This window comes from Alkalidesulfovibrio alkalitolerans DSM 16529 (assembly GCF_000422245.1).
Lineage (GTDB): Bacteria > Desulfobacterota > Desulfovibrionia > Desulfovibrionales > Desulfovibrionaceae > Alkalidesulfovibrio > Alkalidesulfovibrio alkalitolerans.
On the sequence record NZ_ATHI01000032.1, the window covers coordinates 83,695 to 108,950 of the forward strand.

Annotated in this window: 25 protein-coding genes and 1 tRNA gene; 14 read left to right on the forward strand and 12 right to left on the reverse strand. The window is 63.2% G+C overall.

Annotation, left to right across the window (positions count from 1 at the left end):
- Positions 1-12: 12 nt before the first annotated feature.
- From mutS to lysA, 3 genes are read left to right on the forward strand one after another with little or no spacing between them, the layout of a single operon-like run.
- Positions 13-2,658 (forward strand): DNA mismatch repair protein MutS, encoded by a 2,646-nt coding sequence (mutS, locus tag DSAT_RS14310; RefSeq protein ID WP_020888250.1) that lies wholly within the window; start codon positions 13-15, stop codon positions 2,656-2,658.
- Entirely contained in the window at positions 2,655-3,104 is a 450-nt protein-coding gene (locus DSAT_RS14315; RefSeq protein ID WP_020888251.1) for a hypothetical protein, read from the forward strand. The genes mutS and DSAT_RS14315 overlap by 4 nt, the downstream gene beginning before the upstream one ends.
- Positions 3,105-3,110: 6 nt before the next feature.
- Entirely contained in the window at positions 3,111-4,358 is a 1,248-nt protein-coding gene (gene lysA, locus DSAT_RS14320) for a diaminopimelate decarboxylase (RefSeq protein WP_020888252.1), read from the forward strand.
- Positions 4,359-4,448: 90 nt separating this feature from the next.
- Here the strand turns inward: lysA and DSAT_RS14325 are convergent, their stop codons facing one another.
- The 6 genes from DSAT_RS14325 to rimI all read right to left on the reverse strand — a co-directional run bounded on the left by DSAT_RS14325 (position 4,449) and on the right by rimI (position 7,798).
- Positions 4,449-4,646 (reverse strand): flagellar biosynthesis anti-sigma factor FlgM, encoded by a 198-nt coding sequence (locus DSAT_RS14325; protein ID WP_020888253.1) that lies wholly within the window; start codon positions 4,644-4,646, stop codon positions 4,449-4,451.
- 197 nt (positions 4,647-4,843) lie between these two features.
- Positions 4,844-4,929, reverse strand: a tRNA-Leu gene (locus tag DSAT_RS14330).
- An 18-nt stretch (positions 4,930-4,947) separates the two neighbouring features.
- Positions 4,948-5,295: a preprotein translocase subunit SecG gene (gene secG / locus DSAT_RS14335; RefSeq protein WP_020888254.1), complete on the reverse strand. Its 348-nt coding sequence runs from the start codon at positions 5,293-5,295 to the stop codon at positions 4,948-4,950.
- Positions 5,296-5,323: 28 nt separating this feature from the next.
- A complete protein-coding gene (tpiA, locus tag DSAT_RS14340; protein WP_020888255.1) occupies positions 5,324-6,076 on the reverse strand; it encodes a triose-phosphate isomerase in 753 nt (250 codons plus the stop codon).
- The gene (locus DSAT_RS14345) at positions 6,073-7,260 is read right to left on the reverse strand and encodes a phosphoglycerate kinase (protein WP_020888256.1); all 1,188 of its coding nucleotides are present in this window, start codon (positions 7,258-7,260) and stop codon (positions 6,073-6,075) included. The genes tpiA and DSAT_RS14345 overlap by 4 nt, the downstream gene beginning before the upstream one ends.
- Positions 7,247-7,798, reverse strand: coding sequence for a ribosomal protein S18-alanine N-acetyltransferase (gene rimI / locus DSAT_RS14350; RefSeq protein ID WP_020888257.1), 552 nt, complete (start codon positions 7,796-7,798; stop codon positions 7,247-7,249). The genes DSAT_RS14345 and rimI overlap by 14 nt, the downstream gene beginning before the upstream one ends.
- Positions 7,799-7,835: 37 nt before the next feature.
- On the opposite strand from rimI, the gene DSAT_RS14355 reads away from it, so the two are divergent.
- Positions 7,836-8,432 carry an NUDIX hydrolase gene (locus tag DSAT_RS14355; RefSeq protein ID WP_020888258.1) on the forward strand — a complete coding sequence of 199 codons (597 nt, stop codon included), beginning with the start codon at positions 7,836-7,838 and terminating at the stop codon, positions 8,430-8,432.
- 6 nt (positions 8,433-8,438) lie between these two features.
- Here DSAT_RS14355 and DSAT_RS14360 read toward each other — a convergent pair whose 3' ends face one another.
- The 3 genes from DSAT_RS14360 to DSAT_RS14370 form a co-directional block, all read right to left on the reverse strand.
- Positions 8,439-9,239 (reverse strand): inositol monophosphatase family protein, encoded by an 801-nt coding sequence (locus tag DSAT_RS14360; RefSeq protein WP_020888259.1) that lies wholly within the window; start codon positions 9,237-9,239, stop codon positions 8,439-8,441.
- A 76-nt stretch (positions 9,240-9,315) separates the two neighbouring features.
- The gene (locus DSAT_RS14365; RefSeq protein ID WP_020888260.1) at positions 9,316-10,341 is read right to left on the reverse strand and encodes a rod shape-determining protein; all 1,026 of its coding nucleotides are present in this window, start codon (positions 10,339-10,341) and stop codon (positions 9,316-9,318) included.
- A gap of 68 nt (positions 10,342-10,409) precedes the next feature.
- On the reverse strand, positions 10,410-11,381 hold the full coding sequence (locus tag DSAT_RS14370; protein ID WP_020888261.1) for a GAF domain-containing protein: 972 nt from the start codon (positions 11,379-11,381) through the stop codon (positions 10,410-10,412).
- 305 nt (positions 11,382-11,686) lie between these two features.
- Between DSAT_RS14370 and DSAT_RS14375 the strand changes: the two genes are divergently transcribed.
- The 4 genes from DSAT_RS14375 to DSAT_RS14390 all read left to right on the forward strand — a co-directional run bounded on the left by DSAT_RS14375 (position 11,687) and on the right by DSAT_RS14390 (position 16,726).
- Positions 11,687-13,438, forward strand: coding sequence for a hypothetical protein (locus tag DSAT_RS14375; RefSeq protein WP_020888262.1), 1,752 nt, complete (start codon positions 11,687-11,689; stop codon positions 13,436-13,438).
- Positions 13,439-13,633: 195 nt separating this feature from the next.
- Complete coding sequence (gcvT, locus tag DSAT_RS14380; RefSeq protein WP_020888263.1) at positions 13,634-14,719, forward strand: glycine cleavage system aminomethyltransferase GcvT; 1,086 nt, start codon at positions 13,634-13,636, stop codon at positions 14,717-14,719.
- Positions 14,720-14,726: 7 nt separating this feature from the next.
- Complete coding sequence (locus DSAT_RS14385) at positions 14,727-15,458, forward strand: RsmE family RNA methyltransferase (RefSeq protein ID WP_020888264.1); 732 nt, start codon at positions 14,727-14,729, stop codon at positions 15,456-15,458.
- Positions 15,455-16,726, forward strand: coding sequence for a replication-associated recombination protein A (locus tag DSAT_RS14390; RefSeq protein ID WP_020888265.1), 1,272 nt, complete (start codon positions 15,455-15,457; stop codon positions 16,724-16,726). Before DSAT_RS14385 ends, DSAT_RS14390 begins: the two co-directional genes overlap by 4 nt.
- Positions 16,727-17,051: 325 nt before the next feature.
- Here the strand turns inward: DSAT_RS14390 and DSAT_RS14395 are convergent, their stop codons facing one another.
- Both DSAT_RS14395 and DSAT_RS14400 read right to left on the reverse strand, forming a co-directional pair.
- On the reverse strand, positions 17,052-18,332 hold the full coding sequence (locus DSAT_RS14395; protein WP_020888266.1) for a CgeB family protein: 1,281 nt from the start codon (positions 18,330-18,332) through the stop codon (positions 17,052-17,054).
- Position 18,333: 1 nt separating this feature from the next.
- On the reverse strand, positions 18,334-19,584 hold the full coding sequence (locus DSAT_RS14400) for a glycosyltransferase family 9 protein (protein WP_020888267.1): 1,251 nt from the start codon (positions 19,582-19,584) through the stop codon (positions 18,334-18,336).
- A 111-nt stretch (positions 19,585-19,695) separates the two neighbouring features.
- Here DSAT_RS14400 and DSAT_RS14405 point away from each other — a divergent pair, with 111 nt between their 5' ends.
- The 6 genes from DSAT_RS14405 (at position 19,696) to DSAT_RS14430 (ending at position 24,749) form a co-directional block, all read left to right on the forward strand.
- On the forward strand, positions 19,696-20,373 hold the full coding sequence (locus tag DSAT_RS14405) for a precorrin-2 dehydrogenase/sirohydrochlorin ferrochelatase family protein (RefSeq protein ID WP_020888268.1): 678 nt from the start codon (positions 19,696-19,698) through the stop codon (positions 20,371-20,373).
- Positions 20,360-21,187: a cytochrome c biogenesis protein CcsA gene (gene ccsA / locus DSAT_RS14410; protein WP_020888269.1), complete on the forward strand. Its 828-nt coding sequence runs from the start codon at positions 20,360-20,362 to the stop codon at positions 21,185-21,187. Before DSAT_RS14405 ends, ccsA begins: the two co-directional genes overlap by 14 nt.
- A gap of 6 nt (positions 21,188-21,193) precedes the next feature.
- The gene (hemA, locus tag DSAT_RS14415; RefSeq protein ID WP_020888270.1) at positions 21,194-22,552 is read left to right on the forward strand and encodes a glutamyl-tRNA reductase; all 1,359 of its coding nucleotides are present in this window, start codon (positions 21,194-21,196) and stop codon (positions 22,550-22,552) included.
- A gap of 1 nt (position 22,553) precedes the next feature.
- Positions 22,554-22,892, forward strand: a complete 339-nt coding sequence (locus DSAT_RS14420; RefSeq protein WP_020888271.1) for a hypothetical protein — start codon at positions 22,554-22,556, stop codon at positions 22,890-22,892.
- A 16-nt stretch (positions 22,893-22,908) separates the two neighbouring features.
- The gene (tilS, locus tag DSAT_RS14425) at positions 22,909-23,955 is read left to right on the forward strand and encodes a tRNA lysidine(34) synthetase TilS (protein WP_020888272.1); all 1,047 of its coding nucleotides are present in this window, start codon (positions 22,909-22,911) and stop codon (positions 23,953-23,955) included.
- A gap of 122 nt (positions 23,956-24,077) precedes the next feature.
- Positions 24,078-24,749, forward strand: coding sequence for an adenylate kinase (locus DSAT_RS14430; protein WP_020888273.1), 672 nt, complete (start codon positions 24,078-24,080; stop codon positions 24,747-24,749).
- A 231-nt stretch (positions 24,750-24,980) separates the two neighbouring features.
- Here the strand turns inward: DSAT_RS14430 and rpsT are convergent, their stop codons facing one another.
- Positions 24,981-25,244, reverse strand: coding sequence for a 30S ribosomal protein S20 (rpsT, locus tag DSAT_RS14435; protein WP_020888274.1), 264 nt, complete (start codon positions 25,242-25,244; stop codon positions 24,981-24,983).
- Positions 25,245-25,256 lie beyond the last annotated feature (12 nt).

Consider the following 25,256-nt stretch of genomic DNA (forward strand, 5'->3'; position numbering starts at 1 on the left):
GGCCTGTTTTCCATGTCCAAAGCCGTTGTCGGGCGTATCACGCCCATGTTCGAGCAATATCTGAGGATCAAGGGTGAGAATCCGGACTCCCTGCTCTTCTTTCGCATGGGGGATTTCTACGAACTGTTCTTCGAAGACGCCGAGATCGCGGCGCGCGAACTTCAGATTGCCCTCACCTGCCGCAATCCCAATCAGGAGACTCCGGTTCCCATGTGCGGCGTGCCGCACCATGCCGTGGAGAACTACCTCGGTCAGCTTCTTGAGAAAGGCTACAGGGTGGCCATCTGCGATCAGGTTGAGGATCCGCGCCAAGCCAAAGGGCTGGTCAAGCGCGAGGTCACCCGGGTGCTCACGCCCGGCACCCTGGTCGAGGACGCGAGCCTTTCCGCCAAGACCCACAACTACCTTGCCGCCCTGCTCTTCGATTCAGGCAAGGGCCTTGGCGCCCTGGCCTGGATAGACGTCTCCACGGGTGAATGGAGCGGTTTCGAGGCCAAGAGCGAGCCCGCCCTGTGGCAGTGGCTGGTCAAGATCGGGGCGCGCGAGGTGTTGCTGCCGGGAGGCGTCAAGCCGCCGCACCAGTTCGCGGACCTCAAGGGGTTGATCACGCCCGTGCCCGAGCTTTTCTTCGATCACCGCGCCGGGCGCGATCGTTTGCTGTCCGCCCAGGGCGTGGCCGGGCTCGACGCCCTCGATCTGCACGATAAGCCGTTCCTGACCCGTGCCTGCGGAGCGCTCCTGGCGTATCTCGTCCAGACCCAGCGCCAGGAGATGAGGCACCTCGGCCAGTTCAGGCCCCTCAACATGGGGCGCTACATGATTCTGGACGAACTCACGGAGCGCAATCTCGAGATTTTCCGCACCCTGGATGGCCGCAACGGTCGGGGGGTGCTGCGTACTGTGATCGACAGGACCATGACGCCCATGGGCGGGCGCTACCTCGAACACCGCCTGCGCCATCCCTGGCGTGAGGCTGTTCCCATCGAGCGGACCCAGGCGGCCGTGGCCTTTCTCGTGGTGCGCCACGAGACGCGTGAGGCCCTGGCCGCGCTGCTGCGCGACGTTCACGACCTCGAGCGCCTTTCGACGCGCATCTCCATGGGTCGCGCCTCTCCCCGGGATCTGGCCGCCCTCAGGCAGAGTCTCGCCGTGCTGCCGCGCATGGCCGGGCTCTTGCGCGCGGCGGTGGACGAGACGGGCGACGCCCCCGAGGCCGTGGTCAAGATCCTCGACGGCTGGGACGATCTTTCCGACCTGCATGCCGTGCTCACGGCCGCCTTGGTCGATTCCCCTCCCCTCGCGATCACCGATGGCGGGCTCTTCCGGACGGGATTTCGCCCTGAGCTCGACGAACTGCTGGAACTCGCCGAACACGGCGAAAGCCGCATGCAGGAGCTTCTGGAGTCCGAACGCCGGAGCCTGAACCTGCCGCGCCTCAAGCTCGGCTTCAACCGGGTCTTCGGCTATTATTTCGAACTCTCGCGCACAGCCGGACAGGAATCTCCGGCGCACTTCATCCGCCGCCAGACCCTGGCCAACGCCGAGCGCTTCGTGACCGACGCGCTCAAGGAACTCGAGGACAAGATACTCCATGCGGCCGAGCGCCGCCGCGACCTCGAACACCGCCTGTTCCTCGAACTGCGCCAGGAGATGGCTCAGGCCCGGCCGCGCTTCATGGACGCCGCCGCCCGTCTGGCCCGGCTCGACTACTGGCAGGCGCTGGCCGAGACGGCTGTGCGGCACGAGTGGACCCGGCCCGAACTGCACAAGGATCTGCGCCTGCGCATCCGGGCCGGACGCCACCCGGTGGTCGAGGCCGTGCAGGGGCAGGCCAACTTCATCCCCAACGACCTTTTCATGGACGAGGGGGCTAGGCTTCTCCTGATCACCGGCCCGAACATGGCGGGCAAGTCCACGGTCCTGCGCCAGGCGGCGATCATCGCCATCCTGGCACAGATCGGCTCGTATGTTCCGGCGGCCGAGGCGCAGATCGGCCTCGTGGACCGTATATTCTCGCGCGTCGGAGCCTCGGACAATCTGGCGCTCGGCCAGAGCACCTTCATGGTCGAGATGATGGAGACGGCCCGCATTTTGCGACAGGCCACCCGCAAAAGCCTCGTCATTCTCGACGAGATCGGCCGGGGGACCGGAACCTACGACGGCATGGCCCTGGCGCGGGCCGTGGTCGAGGAACTCGCCCGGCGTGCGGGCGGCGGCATCCGCACGCTTTTCGCCACTCACTATCACGAATTGACGAGCCTTGAAGGACACATCGAGGGACTGCGCAACCTGAACATTGCGGTCAAGGAATACAAGGGTGACATCGTATTCCTGCGCCGCCTCGTACCCGGTCCTTCGGACAAGAGCTACGGAATCGAGGTTGCAAAACTGGCCGGAGTGCCGCAAAACGTTGTGCAGCGAGCCAAGGAGTTGTTGACCGATCTGGAGCGTTGCCGCGATGGTGTGCAACGTCCCGCTCACTCGCGGCAGGAAACGTTGCCGGGGCTTGTCCCGGCAACGGATGCGGAGCGAGCCCCCCAGATTGCTTCGCATCCCGTTCTCGCTGCATTGCAGGCGCTCAAGCCCGACAGCCTGACGCCCATGCAGGCCCTGCAACGGATATACGAATGGAAAGACAGCCTGGAGAACGACACGTGACGATCAAGCGCTTTCAGCTTTTCGCGGCGCTTTTGCTGCTCGCCTTCGCCGTCTCCTGCGGCAGCAAGGCCCCTCCCTCCCCGCAAGTGTCCGAGGACGTTTTCGTCCTGACCAAGGCACAAGGAAACATCTCCAGCGGCTGCATCGTCGTGGAGGCCACCGTCGAAGGCAATCGCGCCATGCTCGATCATTTCAGCCTTCAGATCGAGGATATGACGCTTGATTGCCCGCAATGCCCCTTCGCCCCGCAGCACCGCGTCGAATTCGGACTCGAGGACCAGCGCGTGCGTTTTAAAGGGGACAGGGTGCAGATCATCCATTGCGACATTTCCGGTGCGAGGAGCTACCGGTTCAGGCTCTTGGGCCACAACCGCATACGGTCCATGGCGCCCGCGCAGACCCCGGTGCTTCCCCGTCCCGAAAATCCACGCCTGACCCAGGAGTAACAGCGCATGAATCATTTCGAGTACCGCAACGATCGTCTCTTTGCCGAGGACGTACCGGTCGAAGAGATCGTCGCCCGTTTCGGCACGCCCACCTACGTCTACAGTTCAGCCACGTTCCGTCGCCATTTCGAGGCCTTTGATTCGGCCTTCGCACGCCTTCCGCACATGGTCTGCTATTCCGTGAAGGCCAACTCGAACATCCACATCCTGAGGCTTCTGGCCGAAAAAGGCGCAGGAGTGGACATCGTCTCGGGTGGCGAGCTGTATCGCGCGCTCAAGGCCGGGGTGCCCGGTGGACGGATCGTCTTTTCTGGCGTGGCGAAGACGGCCGACGAGATTGAGGACGCCCTCAAGGCGGGCATCCTGATGTTCAACGCCGAATCTCTGGACGAATTGAAAGCCATCGATGCCACGGCCGCCAGGCTTGGCAAGAAGGCCCGGGTAGCCTTGCGCATCAACCCCGACGTCGATCCCAAGACCCATCCCTACATTTCCACGGGGATGAAGAAGAACAAGTTCGGCCTGGACATGGAGACCGCACTCGTTGGATACGAAATGGCCCGCGACATGACCAACGTCGAGCCTGTGGGCATCGATTGCCACATCGGTTCGCAACTGACTACCCTGGAACCTTTCCTCGAAGCGTTGGACAAGGTTTTGGGCTTCTATCGCCGCCTGAAGGACATGGGCATCGAGGTCACCTATCTGGATCTGGGCGGGGGACTTGGCATCACCTACAACGAGGAAGAGCCGCCCCACCCCTCGGCCTTCGGCGAGGCGCTGACAGAGCGGTTGAAGGATCTGCCGCTGACGCTGATCCTCGAACCAGGCCGGGTTATCAGCGGCAACGCAGGTATTTTGGCCTTCAGGACGCTGTACACCAAGACTACGCCGGTCAAGAAATTCCTCATCGTGGACGCGGCCATGAACGATCTCGTGCGGCCCTCGCTCTATGGATCGTACCACCGCATCGAGGAAGTGGCTAAAATGGGCCGTCCGGTCGAGATCGTGGACATCGTGGGAGGCATTTGCGAATCCACGGACTTCCTGGCCCGCGACCGCGAAATGCCCGCCGTCGAGCCTGGAGAGTATCTGGCCGCTTTTTCTGCCGGCGCTTATGGCATGACCATGTCCTCGCAATACAACTCGCGCCGCAGGGCCGCCGAAGTACTGGTGGACGGCGCAAAAGTCCGTCTCATCCGCCGCCGTGAGACCTATGACGACATCATTGCGCCCGAGATGGAGAGCGAATAGCCTTTTGCGGACATCACGAAAGGCAAAGGCCCTGTGGGTTCTCCACAGGGCCTTTTATTTTGCAGTGGCAGCAAAAAAGAGCGGAGCAGATCATTCTTCGTGGTCAAAGCTCAGGTGCCCCCCACACAGGAGTTCGTCCGCCACGGCGACGAGCGAGGGACGATAGGAACCGTCCTGGACAAGGCGCTTGAGCGCTTGAATGCGCTTGGCCCTGTCCTCCGGGTTTTCACGGGGCGTCACCGGAATTCCTTGCCCGGTCGCCTGCTCGTCTTGCCTGCCACTGTCCATGTGACTTCTTCTCCGTCTTCTGGTCCTTATCGGTTCCCAGTCTCCGAGGTCTTTAGCTGTCATGTCGAGAAAATCCTGGTCGACAACCTAATACCCTGGAAAGAAAGCCATTAAATTATCTTTTCCGTTTAGCCCCTCGTCTCGTGGCGTTGACAAAAAAGAAGCGGCCCGAAGCATCGCTTCGGGCCGCCGATATATGGTGCGGAAGGGGGGACTCGAACCCCCACGGCTTTTGGCCACTACCCCCTCAAGATAGCGTGTCTACCAGTTCCACCACTTCCGCGAACCGTCTTGTCTGAATCTATTGCTCTCCCTGCGGCTTGGCCGGGGCGGGCTCCTCGAAGATGACCTCGGGCTTGGCCGCCTCGGGCACCTTGGGCTCGGGAGCCGGGACGCTCATCATGATCGAGTCCCTGGTCACCGCCTTGACGCCCGTGAGCTTGTTGTACGTCAGGGAAGTGAGCAGGAAGAGGACCGCCAGAACGGCCGTTGCCTTGACCAGGACCCCACCCGCGCCGGAGCTGCCGAACACGGACGAGCTGCCGCCGCCGAAGATGACTCCCATGCCTTCCTTGCCCGACTGCAAAAGGACCAGTCCCACGAGCACGATGCAGGCGATGATGTGTATGGTCAGAACAATTCCGCTCAACGTCTCTCTCCAGAAATTCCCTTCGGGTTCATGCCAACGCGATCCGGCTAAAGCTCTCACCCGTCAGGCTTGCGCCACCTACCAGCACTCCGTTCACGTTGTCAAGCGACAAAATTTCGGAAGTGTTCTCGGGTTTCACGCTGCCGCCGTATAAAATGGGGGTGGCGGCGGCTTTTTGCCCCAGCAGCCGCACGATTTTTTCTCGCGTGTGAGTGTGCGCGTGGGCTATTTCCGTCGGCCCCGCCACTTCGCCCGTGCCGATGGCCCAGACTGGCTCGTAGGCGATGGCCAGGGTTTCGGTCGCAAAGCCCCTGGAAAGGCCTGCTAGGCCCTTCTCAAGCTGCCGGTCGAGCACCTCCTCGACCTTGCCCGCACGTCGCTCTTCGATCTTCTCGCCGATGCACAGCACCATGCGAAGCCCCGCCGCAAGACCGAAGGCGACCTTTTCGCCGACCAACTCGTCGCTTTCGCCCATTACCCAGCGGCGTTCGGAGTGTCCAGCCAGGGCCCAGGAGCACCCCAGGTCGGCCAGCATGCGCGCCGAGACCTCGCCGGTAAACGCCCCCTCATCCTTGGGCCAGAAGTTCTGGCCTCCGACCGCAAAGGCCGCTTGCCCCTCGAAAACCTTGGCCACGGCCTCGATGGCTGTAAACGGGGGAAACACGAGCACCTGCCGGTCCTTGGGGATATCCGGCCCTATCAGACGCAACATGTCACGCGCCGTGGCCTCGGCCTCGCCGCGCGTCTTGTACATCTTCCAGTTGGCCGCCATCAGTTTCATGCGCCGCACTCCTTGAGGGCCGTGAAGGCCGGAAGTTCCTTGCCTTCCATGAATTCCATGAACGATCCGCCTCCGGTGGAAATGAAGGAGAATTTTTCCTGTAGCTTGGCTGCGTGCACCACGGCGTCCGTATCGCCTCCGCCCACGATGGTCGTGGCTTTGTCGAGCCCGGCTAGACACCTCGCCACGGCCAGTGAGCCCTGGGCGAAGGCTTGGTTCTCGAAGGCTCCGAGCGGACCGTTCCACATTACGGTTCCGGCCGTGGCGAGTTCGGTTGTGAACAGTTCCACGCTTGCGGGGCCGATGTCCAGCACCATCTTGTCTTTTGGGATGGATTCGACAGGGAACACCCCTCCCGTGACTTTGTCGTCGAGCGAGGAGCCGACCACCACGTCCACGGGCAGCAGCAGTTTGATACCCTTGTCCACGGCGGCGTTCATGATGTTCGTCGCCTCGTGCGCGAGGTCCGGCTCCACCAGCGATCTGCCCACGTCGTATCCTTTTGCGAGCAGGAAGGTGTTGGCCATGGCGCCGCCGATGATGAGCGTGTCCACCTTGTCCAGGAGACGGGTCAGCACCGTGAGTTTGGTCGAGACCTTGGAGCCACCGGAGATCGCCGCATAGGGGCGAGCCGGAGCGGCCAGCACCTCGGCCAGGTAACGCCATTCCTTCTTCATCAGGAGGCCGCAGCCGCACTCACGCACGTGGCGGGTCACCCCGACGTTGGAGGCGTGGGCGCGATGCGCCGTGCCGAAGGCGTCGTCCACGTATGCCTCGGCGGCCTTGGCCAGGGCGGCGGCGAACTCGGGATCGTTGGCCTCCTCACCGGGGTGAAAGCGCAGGTTCTCAAGCATCAGGATATTGCCAGGGGCGAGCTCCATGGCCATGCGTTCGGCCTCTGGGCCGATGCAGTCCGGGGCCAGGGGCACTTCCATGTTCAGAAGATCAGAAAGATGAGCCGCCACCGGGGCCAGGGAGTATTCCGACACGGGCTTGCCCTTGGGCTTGCCCAGATGGGCGCACAGGATAACGGCCGCGCCCTTTTCCAGGGCCAGCCGGATGGTGGGAAGGCTCTGCACGATGCGGTTGTCGTCTTGGATCACTCCGTTCTTCAAGGGAACGTTGAAGTCCACGCGAATCAACGTCCGCTTGCCCGCAACATCCATTTCTTCAAGACTTTTCATCGTCTCTCCCCTGGTTGCCGTGTCTGGGCCACGCTGGTTGGCCGCTTTGCCCGGACGGGGCGTGCGGCATTTCAAGGGTCATGACCAGCGCGTCTTCATTCGTATCGGGATAATATCGCGTGCGCACTCCCGTCCGCGCGAAGCCGTGGGCCTCATACAGCCCGATGGCCGCGGCGTTGGACCGGCGCACCTCCAGAAACACGCGATTTATGCACAGTTCGGCCGCGTTTTGCAACATGGCGCCGAGCAGCGTGCGGCCAAATCCCATGCGCCGCAACTGCGGAATCACGGCGATGTTCACGATCTCCGCCTCGTCGGCCACGGCATAGAACGAACAATATCCTACGAGTTCGCTGCCGCTCTCCCGAAGTCCGAACACGTGCAGCACCCGTTCGCGCAGGCCGTAGGCGAGTTGCTCCTCGGTCCAGGGGTGGGAGAAGCAGGCGCGTTCGAGCCGGGCGAGGTCCGGCGCGTCCTCGGGCGTCAGCCGGACGACGGAGGCTTTCGGGCGGACGTCGTGCTGCGGTGTTGTGACCATGCGTCATGTCGGGTAGGAGGTTTCCCAGGAGTCGGCCATGGCCAGAAAAAGCAGACGACGCACGCTTACGCCTTCGGACCACGCCCCCCGGGACGTCGAGTATATCGAGGTCGTGGACGAAGGCAATCGCCCTCTTGCCGTCATGGGCATCGACGACGTGCATGCCCAGACGCTCATGCATCGCTCGGTGGTCGTCCTCGTCTACAACGCGCAGGGGAAGGTCTACCTGCAACGGCGAAGCGCATCAAAAAGCCGTTTTCCCGGGCGCTGGGACCTTTCGGCCACGGGGCACGTCACGGCCGGGGAGGCTGTGGAGGACGCCGCCGCGCGCGAACTGGCCGAGGAATTGGGAATCACTGGAAAGCGCCTGCGGCGCGTGGGTGAGGCTTCACCCTCCCCCGCCACCGGGTACGAGTTTGTGACCGTATTTTCGGCGGGCGTGGTCCAGGAGACGCCGGTGCCCAATCCCGATGAGGTGGACGGCGGCTATTTCGTTGATCGAACCGAGCTTTCCTGCTTGATCGACCAGTTTCGGGAGTTGTTGACCCCCACGCTTCTGCATTTCTGGGAAAACAACCTGCTTTTCTCTCACCCGCTCGAAAGCGGTGGGCAGACGTTGGGGCCGACAGCCTAAAATGTGTCAGCCGTCGCCTTTCTCCATGTCCAGGAGTAGCAGCCGGGAGAGGACTTCGTGCACGAGGCCGTTGCTGGCCAGGATGCCGTCCGCGCCGAGATCGTACGGCACATTTGCGTCAAAGGCGCTCACGCGGCCGCCCGCCTCTTCCACCAGGAGCCAACCTGCCGCCGTGTCCCAGGGCTTGAGCGCGTACTCGTAAAAGCCGTCGTAGCGTCCTGCGGCCACATAGGCCAGGTCGATGGCCGCGGCTCCCGGCCTGCGCACGCCCTGCGTGGCCAGGAGCATGCGGCGCATGTGGGCCAGGATGCGTTCAGCGTAGCGTTCGATGGCGTAGGGAAAACCCGTGGCCACGATGCTGTCGACGAGCGCGTCGCAGTTTGAGACGCGTATGGGGAGGCCGTTGCAAAACGCCCCTCCCCCCCGCCGGGCGTGGTAGGTTTCGCCGAGCATGGGCGCCTCGACCACAGCAAGTTCGCTACGCCCTTCGCGCCAAAGCGCCACGGATACGGCCACGAAAGGAATTCGGTGCGCGAAGTTGGTGGTGCCGTCGAGCGGATCGACCACCCAGGCCAGCTCGCCCGGCCCCGAGCCGTCCGATGACTCCTCTCCGTAAAAGGACGCTTCGGGCAGCAGCCGCGCAAGCTCCTCGCGCAACAATGCCTCGCAGTGAAGGTCCGTGGCCGTCACCAGGTCGATGCGGCCCTTGTTGACGATGTCGCGCTCCTGGTTCCAGTCGGCGCGGATGACGTCGGCGGCCTTGGCCGTGGCGGCCATGAGCCCGTCCATGAGATCCTTTGATATCATCGTCGTTCTCCCAAAAAACGGAAAGGCGGCCCGCGGACCGCCTTTCCCGTGTTGAAACATCCGGCGCGCCGGACGATCAGTTGATGAACACGGCCTTGAAGGTCGTCTCGTCGGCCATGGTTTTGCCTGTGCCGCGCACCACGGTCGTCAACGGATCCTCGTCGATGATGACGTGCAACTGTGTCTCCTTGGCAATGAGGCGGTCCAGTCCTTTCAGTAACGCCCCTCCGCCCGCGAGCAGAAGGCCGTTGCGGGCGATGTCCCCCACGAGTTCCGGCGGCGTCTTCTCCAGGGCGGTCCTGGTGGCGCGCACGATTACCGACACGGGTTCCTGGATGGCTTCGCGGATGTGGCCATCCGTGACCGTGATGGAGGTCGGCGTTCCGTTAACCAGGTTCTTGCCCGAGACTTCCATGGTCAATTGTTCGGACAACGGCCAGGCCGAGCCGATGGCGATTTTGATGCGCTCAGCCGTGTTCTCGCCAATGAGCATCTGAAATTGATCTTGAAAATATCGTTGGATGGATTCGTTCAGTTCATCGCCCGCCACGCGGACGGATTCGGCGTAGGCCACGGCGGAAAGAGAAATGACGGCCACTTCGGTGGTGCCGCCGCCAATGTCCACGACCATGTTGCCTATGGGTTGCTCGATGGGCAGTCCCGCGCCGATGGCTGCGGCCATCGGCTCCTCGACGAGTCTGACCTCGCGTGCTCCGGCCTGCTGTGCAGACTCGATGACCGCTCGCTTTTCCACCTGAGTGATGCCGGTGGGCACGCAGATCACGATTCTCGGCTTGACGATGTTCAGACCGGTTATGACCTTGCGTATGAAGAAGGAGATCATCTCCCGCGTGACTTCGAAGTCGGCGATGACGCCGTCCTTCAGGGGCCTGATGGCGCGGATCTTCCCCGGCGTACGGCCCATGTACTCCTTGGCTTCCCTGCCCACGGCGATGATTTTGCCTTCCCGGTTGTCGATGGCCACGACGGACGGCTCATTGAGCACGATGCCGTCTTTGGCGGTGTAGAGCAGCGTGTTGGCCGTGCCCAGGTCCATGGCCAAGTTCTTGCCGAGAAAGCCGAAAAGTTTGCTCAGGAACATAGGTCTCGTCACGCCTCTGTTTGGAAGGAATTCCGGCGAAAACGCCGCACACATCACCGCTCGAACAATTATTCTGTTCCCGCCTGGGAGGTCAAACGATTTCTCAAGTAAAGGTTTTCAAGAAAGAGGGCCAAGTTATCCGCGACCAGCCCCAGGAATTCCTTGAGTGGGTCGTTAATGTTCAGCGAACGCTCGTCGGCCAGGACGAGCACCCCTCTGGTCTTCTTGTGGACCAGGAGAGGCAGACAGACGATCGTGGTGAACGGCGGCGTGACGACGTCCCTGCCGAAGAGAGGCATGCGCGAGGGTGACTCTCTCTCGCCGGAAAAGACCGGCACGCCGTTGTTGAAGACCCAGCCGATGACCCCGCTGCCCATGGCGAACCCGTGCGCTCCCGTATCCCCCCGCATGGGCGGCCTGGTGGCTCCTTCCATGTGGAAATGGGTGCCTGTTTCGCCGCGCACGGTCAAAAAGCACGTGGTCATTCCGCTGGCCTTGGCCACGATCTCCAGGAAGCCGTCCAGGAAGCGCGACCAGCGCGGAGTCTTCAGGCGCATGGCCTGCACGGCCCGAAGGGCGTTGTAATAGGTGAAGCAGGATCCGTCCGTGGCGCATTGGCGCCGCTCCCTGTCCAGGGAGACGATGAATTGCCCGAACTGGTGCAGGATCTTCTGATCCTTGGCGCTGAAGGAATAGGTGCGCATGCTGTCCAGACACAACGCTCCCATGCCGTTTTCGAGCGGGCAGCCCATGAAGGCCCTGATGCGCGTTTCCTCACCGTTTTGGTAGTAGCCGAGCACTCCGCGCTTCTGGTCGAAATTGTTGATCAGAAGAGGCTCCCCGTTTCGGATGATCCAGCCTGCCAGCCCTTGACCCGGAGCGATGGCGATGTCCGTGACGATCTTGTCGGAAAGGCTGAAGCACCCTGCCATGCGGAATGTTCGGCCGTCTTCGCCGGGCATGAAGAGCACGGCGGAATGCGCGTCGAAAACGTTGCAGATGATGCTCAAGAGCTGCTGGTTGACGAGATGTTCTGCCATGTATCGTTTTATCGCCGCATGCCCGAAGGCCGATTGGCCAGGGGCGGGCGTCCGGTCCGGGCGGTTGAGGGGGAAAGGGGGGTGGCGATATCCATGGCTGCGTCGTCTCCGGTGGGGAAGATTCGGGCGGCCTTGGTCCGCCTCCAGTGTCTAGTAGGAAAAGCAGCCTGACGTGTCAATCGGACGAGGCTTCGCGGTTCCTTGGAGATGGTTGCGGAGATGACCGTCAAATTCGTGTGCGCGCTTTGACAATCTTGCGCATGTTGCCGTAGAGATCGGGAAATGAATAGCCCCTGCGAGACCGTATGACCTTCGACTGGACCGAGGCTTTCTCCAAGCTCCCCCACCTGCGCTGGACAGCCGCCGAGGAGGTCGAGTCGAGCAGGCGCCTGGACACCCTCGACAAGCTCAAGGATTATCTCGACTGGGTGCACATTAAGCAATGCATCCTCAAGCCGTTCGCCGAGCTTCCCGATTATCCCCTGGTGGAGGCACGGAGCCTTCTGCCCTCTTTCGAGCCTGAACTTTTCGAGCACAAGGAGCTTCCGGGCTTTCTCCTCGTGGCCTTCGACCGACCGGTCGTCCCCTTCGAGGAGGTCTTTCAGTTCGACCGCCTCTACAATATCATGGATGCCGGAGACGGAAGCCAGGCACTCTCCTGTCCTCTTGAGAACAACGTGGTGGAGCAGAACATCCACACCGTTCGTTCCCGTCTTCCAAAGAAATTTCAGGAAGATTTTCTCAAGCGCTTCGGCAGCAAGGACATCACCTACCTAGAAAACTACGCTCCGCTCCTGCGTTATCTTCTGGAAATGGATCGCGCTCACGTCATCTCCAAAGACGCCTACGGCGAGTTCCATCTTTCAGGCATCTATGCCTCGCTGCCAGCCGACCTCGATTCGGAGATCAAACGCTTTGGCCTGCGCACCGGCAAATTTGCGCCCGGCGACAACGCCCGTTACGAACGCAACAGACTGTTCGTCTATCAATTCCTTATGGAGCTTTACGGCTTCTCCATCGTCTCCGAGAGACGCACGGCCGCGGCACTCTTCTCCCGTCGGCTCTTTCGCATGGGCGAGCGTTTTCTCGTCCGGGTCATGGGGCAGTCGGACCGGACCATCACCACGCTTTCCTCACATCCCCAGGCGAAGACGTACCCACGCGTGGAAAAGGTCGCCCTGGTGCGCGTGGACGAAGACCAGAAGGAGGCGATCGAGCAGCTTGAAAAAGGCGGATTTTTTGTCGACCGGAAGCGCAATGCCGTGCTGCTGCGGGCTGTGTACCGCCAGCACAAGTTCAACCCCAAGAACGTGCGCCAGGACCGCGCCTTGTCCACCACCCGTCAGGAGGTCATCCACCCCCTGACCGGAGAGATCCGTACCGACATCAATATCCTCAAGGATTCCTATAACATGATCCTGCGCTTGAACGATATCGTGCGCGGAGAGTATCTGGGCGCGGTGACCTATAAGCGGCGCGAGGTGCTTTTCAACACAGAAACGCACGAGAAGCGGCTCAAGTTCCTCTTCACCTGGTTGACCAAGCACCAACGCAGGATCATCGGCTATTCGGACGAGTTCTACGCCAAGGTCATCAAGGTCTTGGACAGCTATCTGCTCGCGCCCGACAATTTCGAAACCTTCAGCGCCATGCACGACCTCTATCAAGAGGTCTGGAGCCGCTACAGCTACATCCAGCAGGCCCGCAAGGTGAAGCTGCTCGAAGATCTGGCCGAGCGTCGGGGCAAAAGCGGCCAGGCGCGCAGTTATCTCGACCAACTGCGTGGCATCAACGAGATTCTCGGCGACCTCAAGTTCGAGATCGTCAACTATTTCGACGAATTGGTCATTGGTGTCCTGGCGATCGGCGAGCGCGTGGCCTCGGACAGCTACCTGAGGAGAACCTATGTGGAGCCCCCCGAGGACAGCCTGACCCCCTACGGCAAGGACATCCGCCGTCAATACCGCAGGCTGGTCGGCCAACTCGACGAGTTCGCGGGCATCCGCAAGGCGCGTCAGGAGCGAAGTCCGTTGCCGCAACTCTCGGCCGTCCTGTGATCTTCCGTTGCCCTTCCCTGTATTTTGCCGCATATTGCCGGGAGCGCACAGCATTTGACTTTGCATCCACGCGGCTCCGCCGCGCAGGCCCGCTCTAGGCGGGCCGTGTTGATAGCCCGGAGAAGGAGAATATTGCATGCTTCCCTCTCCGGGTAATAATCTCGCGTCATCGCGCCAACGACAACGGAGGATGGCATGTCTCCGCTCAAGGAAACCCCGCTTAGCCAGTGGCACGCGCAGCACGGCGCCAAGATGGTCGATTTCGCCGGCTGGTCCATGCCGGTGCAATACGAGGGCATCATCAAGGAGCACGAACACACCCGCACACAAGCCTCGATCTTCGACATCTGCCACATGGGCGAGTTCCTGATCTCCGGACGAGGCGCGCGCGACGCACTCGACCAAATTCTGACCCACAATCTCGCGACCTTGGAACCGGGGAAGTGCCGCTACGGTTTCATGCTCAACGAACGCGCCGGGATTCTCGACGACCTCATCATCTACTGTCTGGCCCCAGACAACTACATGCTCGTGGTCAACGGAGCATGTGAGGCAAGCGATTTCAAGTGGCTCGAGGAGCGTCTTCCCGAAAGCGTGCACATCGCCAACATTTCTTCCTTCACGGCTAAGATCGATCTGCAGGGCCCCGAATCCCTCAAGGCTCTGGAGCAGGTTCTCGGCGGGAAATGGGGACACCTGAAGTATTTCAATTTCGAGGAGACTACCTACGAAGGCGACAAGCTCTACGTCTCGCGCACCGGTTACACGGGCGAACTGGGGTACGAGTTCTATCTGACCTGGAACAAGGCTCAGGCCCTTTGGGAGGCGCTTGCCGCAGTGCCGTTTGTTCGCCCGGCCGGGCTTGGCGCACGCGACACATTGCGCCTCGAACTGGGGTATCCCCTGTACGGCCAGGACCTCGACGAGGATCATACCCCCGTCGAGGCGGGCTATGGCTTTCTTATGGGCAAGGAGACGCCTTTCGTCGGCAAGGAGTCGCTTCGCGCGGTGCGCGAAAAGCTCGTGGCTCTGGCCATCGACGGCCGCCGCGCCGCTCGCCACGGCGATGCGGTGCTCACCGTCGGCGGCAAGGAATGCGGCCTGGTGACCAGCGGCGCGTTTGCGCCGTCCCTGGGCCATGCCGTGGCTCTGGCCTACGTCTCGGCCGAATTCGCCGAACGCGAGGCCTTCGTCATCCGCGCCGCGCGGGCCGAATTGCCCGCCAAGAGGACCGAGTTGCCCTTCTACCGCAACGGCACGGCGAGGGCCAAGACCTCCTGACGTCGCCATGGCCCGGATCGACGGCTTCCATCTCCCGCCCGAGGCGTGGCGCGAGCCCTACACCCTCGAAGGTGGCGAGGCGCGCCATCTGCTGACCGTGCTCAGGGCGCGGCCCGGCACGCGGGTGCGGCTTTTCGACGGCTGCGGCCGAGAAGGCCTTTTTGAACTGATCTCGGGCCGAAAGGACGTCGCCCGGCTCGCGCCTCTCGAAATCCGCAACGTCGAGAGACCGACCTCGCGCCTGACGATCGCCCTGGGATTCTCCAAAGCGGGCCGCCGGGACTGGCTCCTAGAGAAGGCCGTGGAGCTTCAGGTCGGCGAGATCGTCTTCTGGCAGGCCGCGCACAGCCAGGGACGCCTGCCGGAAACGGTCAAGCGGACCTGGCGGGAGACGTGCATCGCCGCAGCCAAGCAGTGTGGCGCAGTCTGGCTGCCGGAGATCACCCTTCTTTCCTCGGGCGCGGCCGCCGTGGCCGAGGCGGGCAAGGTGCACGGCTCCCGGTTGCTGCTTTGGGAAAAGGAAACGAAGATCGTCCTTTCGCAGGACGACCTCGCAGGCAGCGTTTTCGCCGTCATCGGCCCGGAGGGTGGGCTTGCCGAGGCCGAGGCCCGGACATTCATGGATGCGGGCTTCGCCAGTCGGCACCTCGGCCCGTCCATTCTCCGGCTTGAGACGGCCGCCCTTCTCGTCATGGGACTTCATTACCATGCGCGCATTGTGCAGCCGGAAACATCATGAAGATCGAACTCGCTTCCGACGCCCCCCTGGCCGAACGCCTCCGCCCGAAAAGCGTCGAAGAATTCATCGGGCAGAAGCATCTGCGCGGCAGACTTTCGACCATGGCCGCAGGCGGGCGGCTGCCGAGCATGCTGCTCTTTGGCCCTCCGGGCTGCGGCAAATCGACCATCGCCATCCTCCTGGCCAAGGCCACGGGGCTGCCGTTTCGCCGCCTCTCTGCGCCCGAGACCGGGCTTGCCGCCCTGCGCAAGGAGATCCAGGGCTTCCGCGTCCTCATCCTGGACGAATTGCACCGCTACTCCAAGGCGCAGCAGGACTTCTTCCTGCCCATCCTGGAATCCGGCGAACTGACGCTTCTGGCCACGACCACGGAGAACCCGTCGTTCTCGGTCACGCGCCAGCTCCTTTCCCGGCTGCACGTACTCAAACTGCGCGCCCTGGAGCAGGACGAACTCCTTGAAGTCGCCAAGCGCGGCGCGGCAGCCTTGAACCTCGATCTTTCCGAGGAGTCGCTGGAGCTTCTGGCCAGCATGTCCGGCGGCGACGCGCGCACGCTCCTCAATCTCATCGAATACGCGGCCAAACTGCCGCCTGAGAAGCTGGTCCCCGCGGAACTGGCCAAGACCCTGCCGGAAATGGTCATCCGGGGCGATCGGGGCGGCGATTCGCACTACGAACTGGCCTCGGCCATGATCAAGTCCATACGCGGCTCGGACCCGGACGCTGCCCTGTATTATCTGGCCTGCATGCTGGAGTCGGGCGAAGATCCGCGCTTCGTCTGCCGCCGTCTGATCCTTTCGGCCTCCGAGGACATCGGGCTGGCCGACCCCTACGCCCTGCCGCTGGCCGTGAGCACGCAGCAGGCTGTGGAAATGGTGGGCATGCCCGAGGGGTTCATCCCCTTGGCCGAATGCACGGTCTATCTGGCGCTCGCGCCCAAGAGCAATTCCACCTACGCGGCCTATCTGGCCGTGCAGCAGGAGGTGCGGCGCGACGGGCCCCGGCCGGTGCCCCTGCATCTGCGTAACGCCGCTACAAAGCTTCAAAAAGACTGGGGGTTCGGCCGGGGCTACAAGTATCCCCACGCCTTTCCCGAAGGCTGGGCCGACCAGGAGTACCTGCCCCAGGACATCTCCGGCCGCCGCTTCTACCACCCCAGGGAGCACGGCATGGAGCCCAAGATCAATCTCTGGTATCAGAAGGTGCTGAAGATGAAGGCCGGGCGCGGCAAGCCGCCCTCCCCGCCGGACAAGGGCCGGTCCTCGTAGCAAACAGGCGATGATTTCGATGCGAGGCAAGCGAGGCGTGAAAATCCCGCGCTGGCTGCGTTGCCGCAAAGAATCCAACCCCCTCGCGTATCTGTAATACGCATCGGGTGTGGATTCTTTTTGCGCCTTGCCCTCGCGGTTTTTGACGCCTCGCCTGAAAGACAACTCCAGCAGCGGAATAAGCAAGTAATTTTGGATTGATAAGCATCACGAGCTTGTTGACAAACCCTTTTCCAGCCTGGTTTCATCGTCGCACCGGCGTCGGTTTTGCCAGCTATGATTTTGATGCGAATCGCGGGGTCCAGGGGCCCCAGCGGCGCTTTTTTCAACGGCCCGCCAATCCGTACTGCTTACGCCATTCGTCCAGGAAGAGGATCGTCGTGTCCAGCGGCGAGAGCTTTCCCTGCTGCCCGCGCACGGCCCATACGAGATCATCGAAGGACGCCTCGCCCGAGAGCCCGAGGCGTTCGCGCAGCGCGGCGAGTTCGCGACGCAGATCCTCGGGCAGCGCGGCCTCCACTGCGTCGCCAGGCCGTTCGCGCTCCTTGGGCCAGCCGGTCAGGCGTTCGGCGCAAAAATCGAGCAGCGTTTGCATGCGCGCGTCGTAGGTGTGCTCGGCCAGGACCCGCGCCCTGGCCCGCGCGGCGATGGCTGTCCGTTCGTCCTCGTGGGCCAGGTAATGGACGATTTTTTCTTTCATCTCCGCCAGTGAGGCGAAGCGGACCACCTCGTCGACCGCGAATGCCTCGTCCATGAGCGAGCGGCTATCCGTGAGTTGGAACGCCCCGCAGGCGGCAAGCTCAAAAGTCCGGGGATTGACGAAGTCGCCGTTTGTCACCAGCCGTTCGGGATCGATGCTGGAGTGCAGGTTCAGGTTGATCTTCGAGGCGTTGAAGATCTTCACGCACTCCTCGGAACTCACCCGGCGGCCGCCTTCCTGCACGTACGGGGCGAGCACGGGGTCGCCGTCCCATTCGTTGCCCCAAATCTTAAAGTCATGGTTCAAGAGTTGCCGAAAAGCCACGCGCCGATTGGGATAGCCCGCTCCCATGAAGGACAGGTCCGAGCCGAACCTGCGCCGTTCCTGGGGTGTGAGGTCGAGCGGCGCGTGAAATGTGGGATCGGCGGCCAAGGGCAGGTAGAGGTGGTTCGGCTGGCCGATCTTCTCCAATTCCTCGCCGAAAGGCTCTTTCTGGATGACTGCGAAGACATCGTAGAGCGGCGCGAAGGCCTGCCAGTAGGTGAAGAGACGAAAATCCTCCACAAACCACATGGCCGTGGGGATGCCCAGGCTCTTGAACTTTTTCAGGGCCTGGCGGGAGAGCGGCGCCTGGGCCATGGCCAGCACCATGTCAGGAGCGAAGGTCTCGGCCTTGGCCACCACGGCTTGGGCCACGAGTTGCAAATAGGAGTTCTGGAGATAATCCAGCTTGTCGCCCGCGACCTTCAGGTTGCGCAGGGCGAGGTAGGTGGGCTGGAAATCCGGCGACTCCACCGTCTCCACCAGATGCCCCAGGCGGGAGAGCGCCGAGGCGCAGAAGCGGCCCACGGGCAGGGAGCCGCCGTACAGCGGCAGGACGAGCAGGATGCGCAACGATCGGTTCATGTCACTCGCTCGCAAGAGGTCGGTTCATATCCGGGCCACCGAGCCAATCGCGCTCGAGCAGCATCTCGCCCGCCAGGCCGTGCGCCGATGGTTCGCCTGACGCGTCGAGGCCAGCGTGGCGGGCCATGAAGGCGCGAAAGGCTCTTCGCTCCGCGGCCTGGGGAATCCGTCCCGAGAAGGACGCGAAGTCCACGCCCAAGGGGTCGAGCACGGAGCGCAGCCCAACGAGACCGGGCAAGGGCTCTGCCTCGTGCCGCACCAGGGCCTTGAGAAACGACGGATCGGCAAAGGGAGAACGGCAGGCCACGTTTTCGTGGCAGGGCCGCGACTCCACGCAGGGCGAGCAGTCGGCCACGGCCTGCCAGACCGTGTGCCCCTCGCCGTAGGGCCCGGTCTCGAAGGCCCAGGCTGAGGACAGGAACGTGGCCGTGACCGGCGTGCCCAGGTGCGCGGCCAGGTGCATGGTCCCGGTGTCCGGGGTCAGCAGCGTGTCGAGCCCGGAGACGATCTCGATCAGCCCGGCCCAATCCGTCCGGCCCGCGAGGTTTTGGGCCGCGCCGCGCGCGATCCTCGGGATGTGGGCCAGAACTTCCTCGCCCGCTCGACGTTCGCCCGGTCCGCCCAAAAGCACCAGCCGCCCCCTGCCCTTGGCGCTCCACAGCGCCCCAGCCACGGGACCGAGGATTTCGGGCGGCAGGGAGCGACGCTGACTCCTGCCCGCGAGCACCACGCCCACGCCGCCGCCCTTGGGCTCGGCGGGCGGGTTGACCTCGGCGGGCGGAAGCGGGCACGGCGCGTGCATGGCCCAGAAGTCCACCAGATTCAAGCCGTGGGTCGTACGCCGCCGCGCGGCGCGAAAGGCCATGTCCGCCCAGGCGTCTCGCGTCTCCTGGCCGTTTTGCGCCGCATAGCCGCGCACACGGCCAGGGTCGAAGAGCCGGGCCAGGGCGAAGTTGAGTCCCGAGAAGTTCAGATTGAAGACGGCATCGAAATCGAGCCCCGCAAGGCCTGCCATGACCGGCAGGTTGAAGGCCGCGATCTCGGCCGCCCCCTGGCCCCTGGAAAGACCCGTTGCGTGCGCCCGGACCGGGTGGGTCGCGACGCCGGGAAAGACGAGCCCGGCCAGCTCGTCGAGCGAACGGTCCAGGCACAGATGCACCTCGCCGCGCCGCATAAGCGTCGCGATCAGGCGCTTGGTCTGCACGAGATCGCCGAAGCGGGCGAGCTGGATGACGAGGAATCGTTGCTTCACGTCCGGGAGGGGCTGAGGTTCATCGGAACTCCTACCGCATTCGCCCGGCCTGGGCAAGAAAGCACGGTTTCATTTACTCCCGGCGCGCCTTCTGGTAAGGGGAATACCCTTATGCGCTACTACCCCATCTTCGTTAATCTGACGGACAAGGACTGCCTGGTCGTGGGCGCGGGCGGCGTCGGCCGCCGCAAGATCGCCTCCCTGGCCGAGCGCGGACCCCGCTCCGTGCTCGTGGTGGATACCCGTCCTCCTTCCGAGGAGATGGCCTCCCTGCTCGACAACCCCGTCATCCGCTACGAGACGCGCGGGTTTCGCGACGAGGACGTGGAGGGCAAGTTCATCGTCATCGCCTCCACGGACAACGAGGAGCTGAACTGGCGCGTCTCTAACCTCTGCCGCGAGCGCGGCATCCTGTGCAACATCGTGGACCAGCCGGAAAAGTGTAGCTTCATCGTCCCGGCCGTGGTGCAGAAGGGCGACCTGACCCTGGCCATCTCCACCGGCGGATCGAGCCCCGCCCTGGCCAAGAAGATCCGCCGCGACCTGCAGGATTATTTCGGCTCCCACTACGGCGACTTCCTGATCCTCATGGCCCGCCTGCGGCCGCACGTCCTGGGGCTGGCCCGGGGCACGGAGCACAACACCGCCCTGTTCCGCGACATCGTGGGCTCACCGCTCATGGAATGCCTGGAGAGCGGGGACGAAGCACAGGCCAGGAGCATCCTCGCAGCCCATCTGCCGCAGGAACTGCACGGCCGCATCGACGAGGTGCTCGATGGCCTTTTTTGATCTCATGCATTGGATCGTCTTCGTCTGCTATCTGGCGGGCACGATCAGCGTTATCGCGGGCTTCGTCGGGCAAAAGCCCTCGGCCCTGCGGTTTTGCGCCCTGATCACGGGCCTTGGGCTTTTCGTGCACACGCTCGATCTCGGCGTCTGGCTTTCGGGCGACTTCAAGAGCGCCCCGGCGGCCTTCTATATGAGCCTCTTGTCGTGGGTCGTGCTGGTGGTCTTCGCTACCCTGTGGCGGCTCGTTCGAGTCTCGTTCCTGGGGCTTGCGGCCACACCGCTGGCCTTCCTTCTCTTTTCGGCATCCTTCGCCTTCAGCGGCCTGACCGTGGCCGTTCCCAAGCAATACGCCACCTTCTTCTGGATCGTGCATATCGGCTCGCTCTACATCTCCATGGGCCTTCTGGCCATGGCCTTCGGCGCGGGGCTGGCCTTCCAATACATGGAGCAGGCCATCAAGTCGAAGGCCAAACTCTCGGGCTTCACGCACCAGATGCCGAGCCTAAATACTTTGGACGGCGTCAACCGGCTGGCCTCCCTGCTCGGCTTTCCACTCTACACCATGGGGCTGCTCTCCGGGTTCGTTTGGTCGGCCATGGCGCGCAAGATCGTCTTTACGGGCCACCCGCGCGAGATCCTGGCTCTGGCAGCCTGGCTGCTTTTCGCCTTCCTTTTCCATCAACGCTTCGTCCAGGGCTGGCAGGGCAAGAAACCAGCCCGTCTGGCCATCTGGCTCTTCGTCTTCATCGTCGGCTCCATGCTGGCCGTGAACTGGCTTTTTCCCATGCACCACAGCCTCGTCGATCCAACGTAGCAAGCCGTGAAACACGATATCCACCTCATAGGGCTGAACCACAAAACCGCGGCCGTCGAAATCCGCGAACGTTTCGCCCTTTCCGACAAGCCGGATTTCGCCCGCACCCTGGTCGACGGGCCGGTCAGCGAGGCCATGGCCCTGTCCACCTGCAACCGTGTCGAAATCCTGGCCGTAGGGCAGGAAGGCACGGACATCGTCGGCCACGTTCTCGCACACTGGGCCGGGGTCTGCGGCCAGCCAGTCGATGATCTTCGCTCCGCCGTCTATACCCACACGAACCTCGGGGCCGTGCGCCACATCTTCACCGTGGCCTCAAGCCTCGATTCCATGGTCGTGGGCGAGCCGCAGATCCTTGGCCAACTCAAGGACGCCTACCGCGCCGCCCTGGCCCAGGGAACGGCCCGGGTCATCGTCAACCGCCTGCTGCACAAGGCGTTTTTCGTGGCCAAGCGCGTCCGTTCCGAAACCGAAATCGCCTCCAGCGCGGTCTCCATCAGCTACGCGGCCGTCGAACTCGCCAAGAAAATCTTCGGCGAGCTTTCGGGCATGCGGGCCATGCTCGTGGGCGCGGGCGAGATGGCCGAACTGGCTGCCCAGAATCTGTTGAACGCGGGCATCGCGCACATCACGGTGGCCAACCGCACCCTCGCGCGAGCCCAGGAACTGGCCACGCGTTTCAAGGGCACGCCCATCGCCATCGAGGAGATGTACGACCACCTCCCGGACACGGACATCATCATCAGTTCCACGGGCTCGCCCACGGCCGTGATCCGGGCGAAGGACGTGCGCGAGGTATTGCGCAAGCGCCGCAACCGCTCCATGTTCTTCATCGACATCGCCGTGCCGCGCGACATCGACCCCGACGTGAACCAGTTGGACAACGTCTATCTCTACGACATCGACGACCTGAAAGAGGTCGTGGAGGAGAACATGGCCCAGCGCCAGGGAGAGGCCACGCGCGCCTTGACCATCGTGGATGCGGAGACGTCGGGCTTCGCCCTTTGGCTGGCCTCGCTCGACCTGCATCCCACCATCCGCGACCTCATGGCGCAAGGCGAGGATCTGGCCCGGCGCGAACTGGCCAAGACCCTGCGCCGCCTGGGGCCGGACACGGACGAACGGGTCGTGCGATGTATCGAGACGCTGGCCCTCTCCGTGGCCCAGAAGCTCTACCACGAGCCCATCTGCTTCCTGAAACGCCGGGCTCAGGAAGAAGGCGGGGCCGAACATTTCATCGACCTCTCGCGGCGCATGTTCAACCTGGACAGCGAGCGCGTGCCGCCCGACGCCCACGCCGACCGCAAACCGAAATCCATAGATGACGACAACGGCGCGTGCGCCTCAGACGAGACCGAGGATTGAGATGCGTTGGTACGTGATCGACGAGTTGACGCGCGAGGACGCCTCGCGCATCGACCAGGCTTTGAGCGCCAGGGAAGACATGAAGAGCCCGCTCGAAGGGCTGTACTACCTGAGTGTGCCGCATGAACTGCTCTCCGAGGAGCAAAAAGCCCACGCGGACGAATGCGGCCCGCACGTCATGGGCCTTGAGACGGACACGGACTTCGTGCGCTTGGAGCTTTTGGTGCGCGCCCGAGGCCGCATGCGCTGCTCGTGCGTGCACTACGCAAGCCCCGAGGCCCGCGCCTGGGCCATCAACTACGTGGACGCCTTCATCCGGGAGTTGGACATCCCGGTTTAGCAGGCCGGGAGGCCTTGTGCCCCTTTTCCCCGATCCGCCCGCAACACTTCAGGAACTGGCTCCGCGCTGGGCGCACTTTTGCCTTGGCGTGCAGCGGTTCGTCGAGGAGGAACTCGGCGCAAGGCTGCGCGGCAAGACGCTTCTGATCGCCTTTTCCGGGGGACTGGATTCCACCGCCCTTCTGGCCTGCTTCTCCTTTCTCGCGCCCAGGCTCGACGCGGCCCTGCGCGCCGTCCACCTGGACCACGGCCTGCGCGCGGCCTCGGCCGACGACGCGGCCCATTGCCGCGCGGTCTGCGAGGCCTTCGGCGTTCCGCTTCATGAGGCCTGCGAGGAAGTGGCCGCTTTGGCCGCGCGCGAGAAGCTGGGCATCGAGGACGCCGGACGCCGCGCCCGGCTGGCGCTTTACGAACGAGTGCGCCGCGAGACCGGCGCGGCCTTCGTGCTCCTTGGCCACCAACTCGACGAACTGGCCGAGGATCAAGTCATGCGCCTCATGCGCGGCGCGGGCTGGCCCGAACTCGGCGGCATGCCCGCCATCGACCCCGAACGCGCCCTCCTGCGCCCTTTGCTCCTGACGCCCAAGGCGGAATTGCGGGCCTTTGCGCAATACCTGGACGTGCCTTGGCGCGAGGACGAGAGCAACGCCGACCAAGCCTTTTTGCGCAACCGCGTGCGGGCGCGCATGCTGCCACTGCTTGTGGAGGAGAACCCCAGCTATCTGGAGGCCGCAGCGCGGCTGTGGCGGCTGGCCCGCCTGGACCAGGGCCATCTCGCCGGGCTGATGGCGGATCACGAGGCGCATGCCCTGTCCGACGGCGAGAGTCTGCTGCTGTCCCGTGCCTCCCTCGACGCGCTTCACCCTTCCCTGCGCCTGCGTTTGTGCAAGCGGGCCTTGGAGCGCCTCGGGCCAGGGCAGGCGCGCATGGACAATTTGCTCGACCTCGAACGCGCCTACGCCGAGGGCCGCATTGGGGCCGCGGTGCGCTTTCCCGGCGACAAGGAAGCTCTCGTCACGCGCGAAGGCATCGCCTTTGGTCGCGTGCGTCGGGAAGGCGGCTGACGTTCTTGTGAAGAGCGGCACGTCCTTCGACTCCTTCTCTTTACACACGTTCGCGACGTTGACAGGGAGGGAGTGAAGGAGTAGACAGAACCACTTTGTGAAAATTTCCACAGGAGGACGCGATGAATATCCTGATCTTCGGCCCCAACGGCAGCGGCAAGGGAACGCAGGGTTCCCTGGCGAAGAAAAAGTACGATCTCGACCACATCGAGTCCGGGGCCATCTTCCGTCAGCACATCGGCGGCGGCACCGAACTGGGCAAAAAGGCCAAGGAATACATCGACCGCGGCGAGCTGGTGCCCGACGACATCACCATCCCCATGGTTCTCGACGTGCTCAAGCAGTCCGGCGCGAAGGGCTGGCTGCTCGACGGCTTCCCCCGCTCCATCGTCCAGGCCCAGAAGCTGTGGGATGCCCTGCAGAAGGACGGCGTGAAGCTCGACTACGTCATCGAGATACTCTTGCCCCGCCAGGTGGCCAAGAACCGCATCATGGGCCGCCGCATCTGCAAGAACGACCCCAACCATCCCAACAACATCTTCATCGACGCCATCAAGCCCAACGGCGACAAGTGTCGCGTCTGCGGCGGCGATCTCTCTGCCCGCTCCGACGACCAGGACGAGGGCGCCATCGACAAGCGCCACGACATCTACTACGACACCAAGACCGGTACCCTGGCCGCCAGCTACTTCTACAAGGATCTGGCTCCCAAGGCCGGCTTCACCTACATCGAGCTCAACGGCGAGGGCTCCATCGACTCCATCAAGGATACCCTGCTCAAGCAGCTGGTCTAGCCTTTTCGGACAAAGCCGTGCCGAATCTTCCGGGTTTCCGGGGGCATGAGGCAAAGAACGGTCCGCGACGCCACATGCGTCACGGACCGTTCTTTTTGTGTGACTTGTTCCGGCTATCCTGGAGCCTTAAAACGGCAGTGCGGCAGAAGGGAGTTTCCAGGGGAAAGAGCAAAACGAAAAGCCCGCCATGCGTATGCATGGCGGGCGGAATATCTATTCAGACGATCCGGCTCAGCCCAGCTTGGACACGGCGACGCTCAGGCGGGACACCTTGCGTCCGGCGTTACGCCAGTGGATGACCTTCTTGGTCGCGGCCTTGTCCAGCACGGACGTGGCGGCCTTGAGGGCGACGGTCGCCTTTTCCTTGTCGCCCAGGGTGACGGCTTCGCGAACGGCCTTGATGGCGTTCTTGACCCTGGTTTTCATGGCGCGGTTGCGGGCGTTGCGAACCAGGCTCTGCTTGTGCCTCTTGAGCGCGGACTTGTGATTGGCCAAAATATGTCTCCC

Bases quoted from the DNA above. Each gene is read 5' to 3' on its own strand.
- ccsA (WP_020888269.1), top strand. From the start codon at position 20,360: ATGGCCTTTTTTGATCTCATGCATTGGATCGTCTTCGTCTGCTATCTG.
- DSAT_RS14420 (WP_020888271.1), top strand. From the start codon at position 22,554: ATGCGTTGGTACGTGATCGACGAGTTGACGCGCGAGGACGCCTCGCGC.
- lysA (WP_020888252.1), top strand. From the start codon at position 3,111: ATGAATCATTTCGAGTACCGCAACGATCGTCTCTTTGCCGAGGACGTA.
- tpiA (WP_020888255.1), bottom strand. From the start codon at position 6,076: ATGAAACTGATGGCGGCCAACTGGAAGATGTACAAGACGCGCGGCGAG.
- rimI (WP_020888257.1), bottom strand. From the start codon at position 7,798: ATGGTCACAACACCGCAGCACGACGTCCGCCCGAAAGCCTCCGTCGTC.
- DSAT_RS14385 (WP_020888264.1), top strand. From the start codon at position 14,727: ATGGCCCGGATCGACGGCTTCCATCTCCCGCCCGAGGCGTGGCGCGAG.
- gcvT (WP_020888263.1), top strand. From the start codon at position 13,634: ATGTCTCCGCTCAAGGAAACCCCGCTTAGCCAGTGGCACGCGCAGCAC.
- DSAT_RS14355 (WP_020888258.1), top strand. From the start codon at position 7,836: ATGGCCAGAAAAAGCAGACGACGCACGCTTACGCCTTCGGACCACGCC.
- DSAT_RS14365 (WP_020888260.1), bottom strand. From the start codon at position 10,341: ATGTTCCTGAGCAAACTTTTCGGCTTTCTCGGCAAGAACTTGGCCATG.
- DSAT_RS14345 (WP_020888256.1), bottom strand. From the start codon at position 7,260: ATGAAAAGTCTTGAAGAAATGGATGTTGCGGGCAAGCGGACGTTGATT.
- DSAT_RS14375 (WP_020888262.1), top strand. From the start codon at position 11,687: ATGACCTTCGACTGGACCGAGGCTTTCTCCAAGCTCCCCCACCTGCGC.
- DSAT_RS14325 (WP_020888253.1), bottom strand. From the start codon at position 4,646: ATGGACAGTGGCAGGCAAGACGAGCAGGCGACCGGGCAAGGAATTCCG.
- DSAT_RS14405 (WP_020888268.1), top strand. From the start codon at position 19,696: ATGCGCTACTACCCCATCTTCGTTAATCTGACGGACAAGGACTGCCTG.
- DSAT_RS14370 (WP_020888261.1), bottom strand. From the start codon at position 11,381: ATGGCAGAACATCTCGTCAACCAGCAGCTCTTGAGCATCATCTGCAAC.
- DSAT_RS14430 (WP_020888273.1), top strand. From the start codon at position 24,078: ATGAATATCCTGATCTTCGGCCCCAACGGCAGCGGCAAGGGAACGCAG.
- mutS (WP_020888250.1), top strand. From the start codon at position 13: ATGTCCAAAGCCGTTGTCGGGCGTATCACGCCCATGTTCGAGCAATAT.
- DSAT_RS14390 (WP_020888265.1), top strand. From the start codon at position 15,455: ATGAAGATCGAACTCGCTTCCGACGCCCCCCTGGCCGAACGCCTCCGC.
- DSAT_RS14360 (WP_020888259.1), bottom strand. From the start codon at position 9,239: ATGATATCAAAGGATCTCATGGACGGGCTCATGGCCGCCACGGCCAAG.
- DSAT_RS14395 (WP_020888266.1), bottom strand. From the start codon at position 18,332: ATGAACCGATCGTTGCGCATCCTGCTCGTCCTGCCGCTGTACGGCGGC.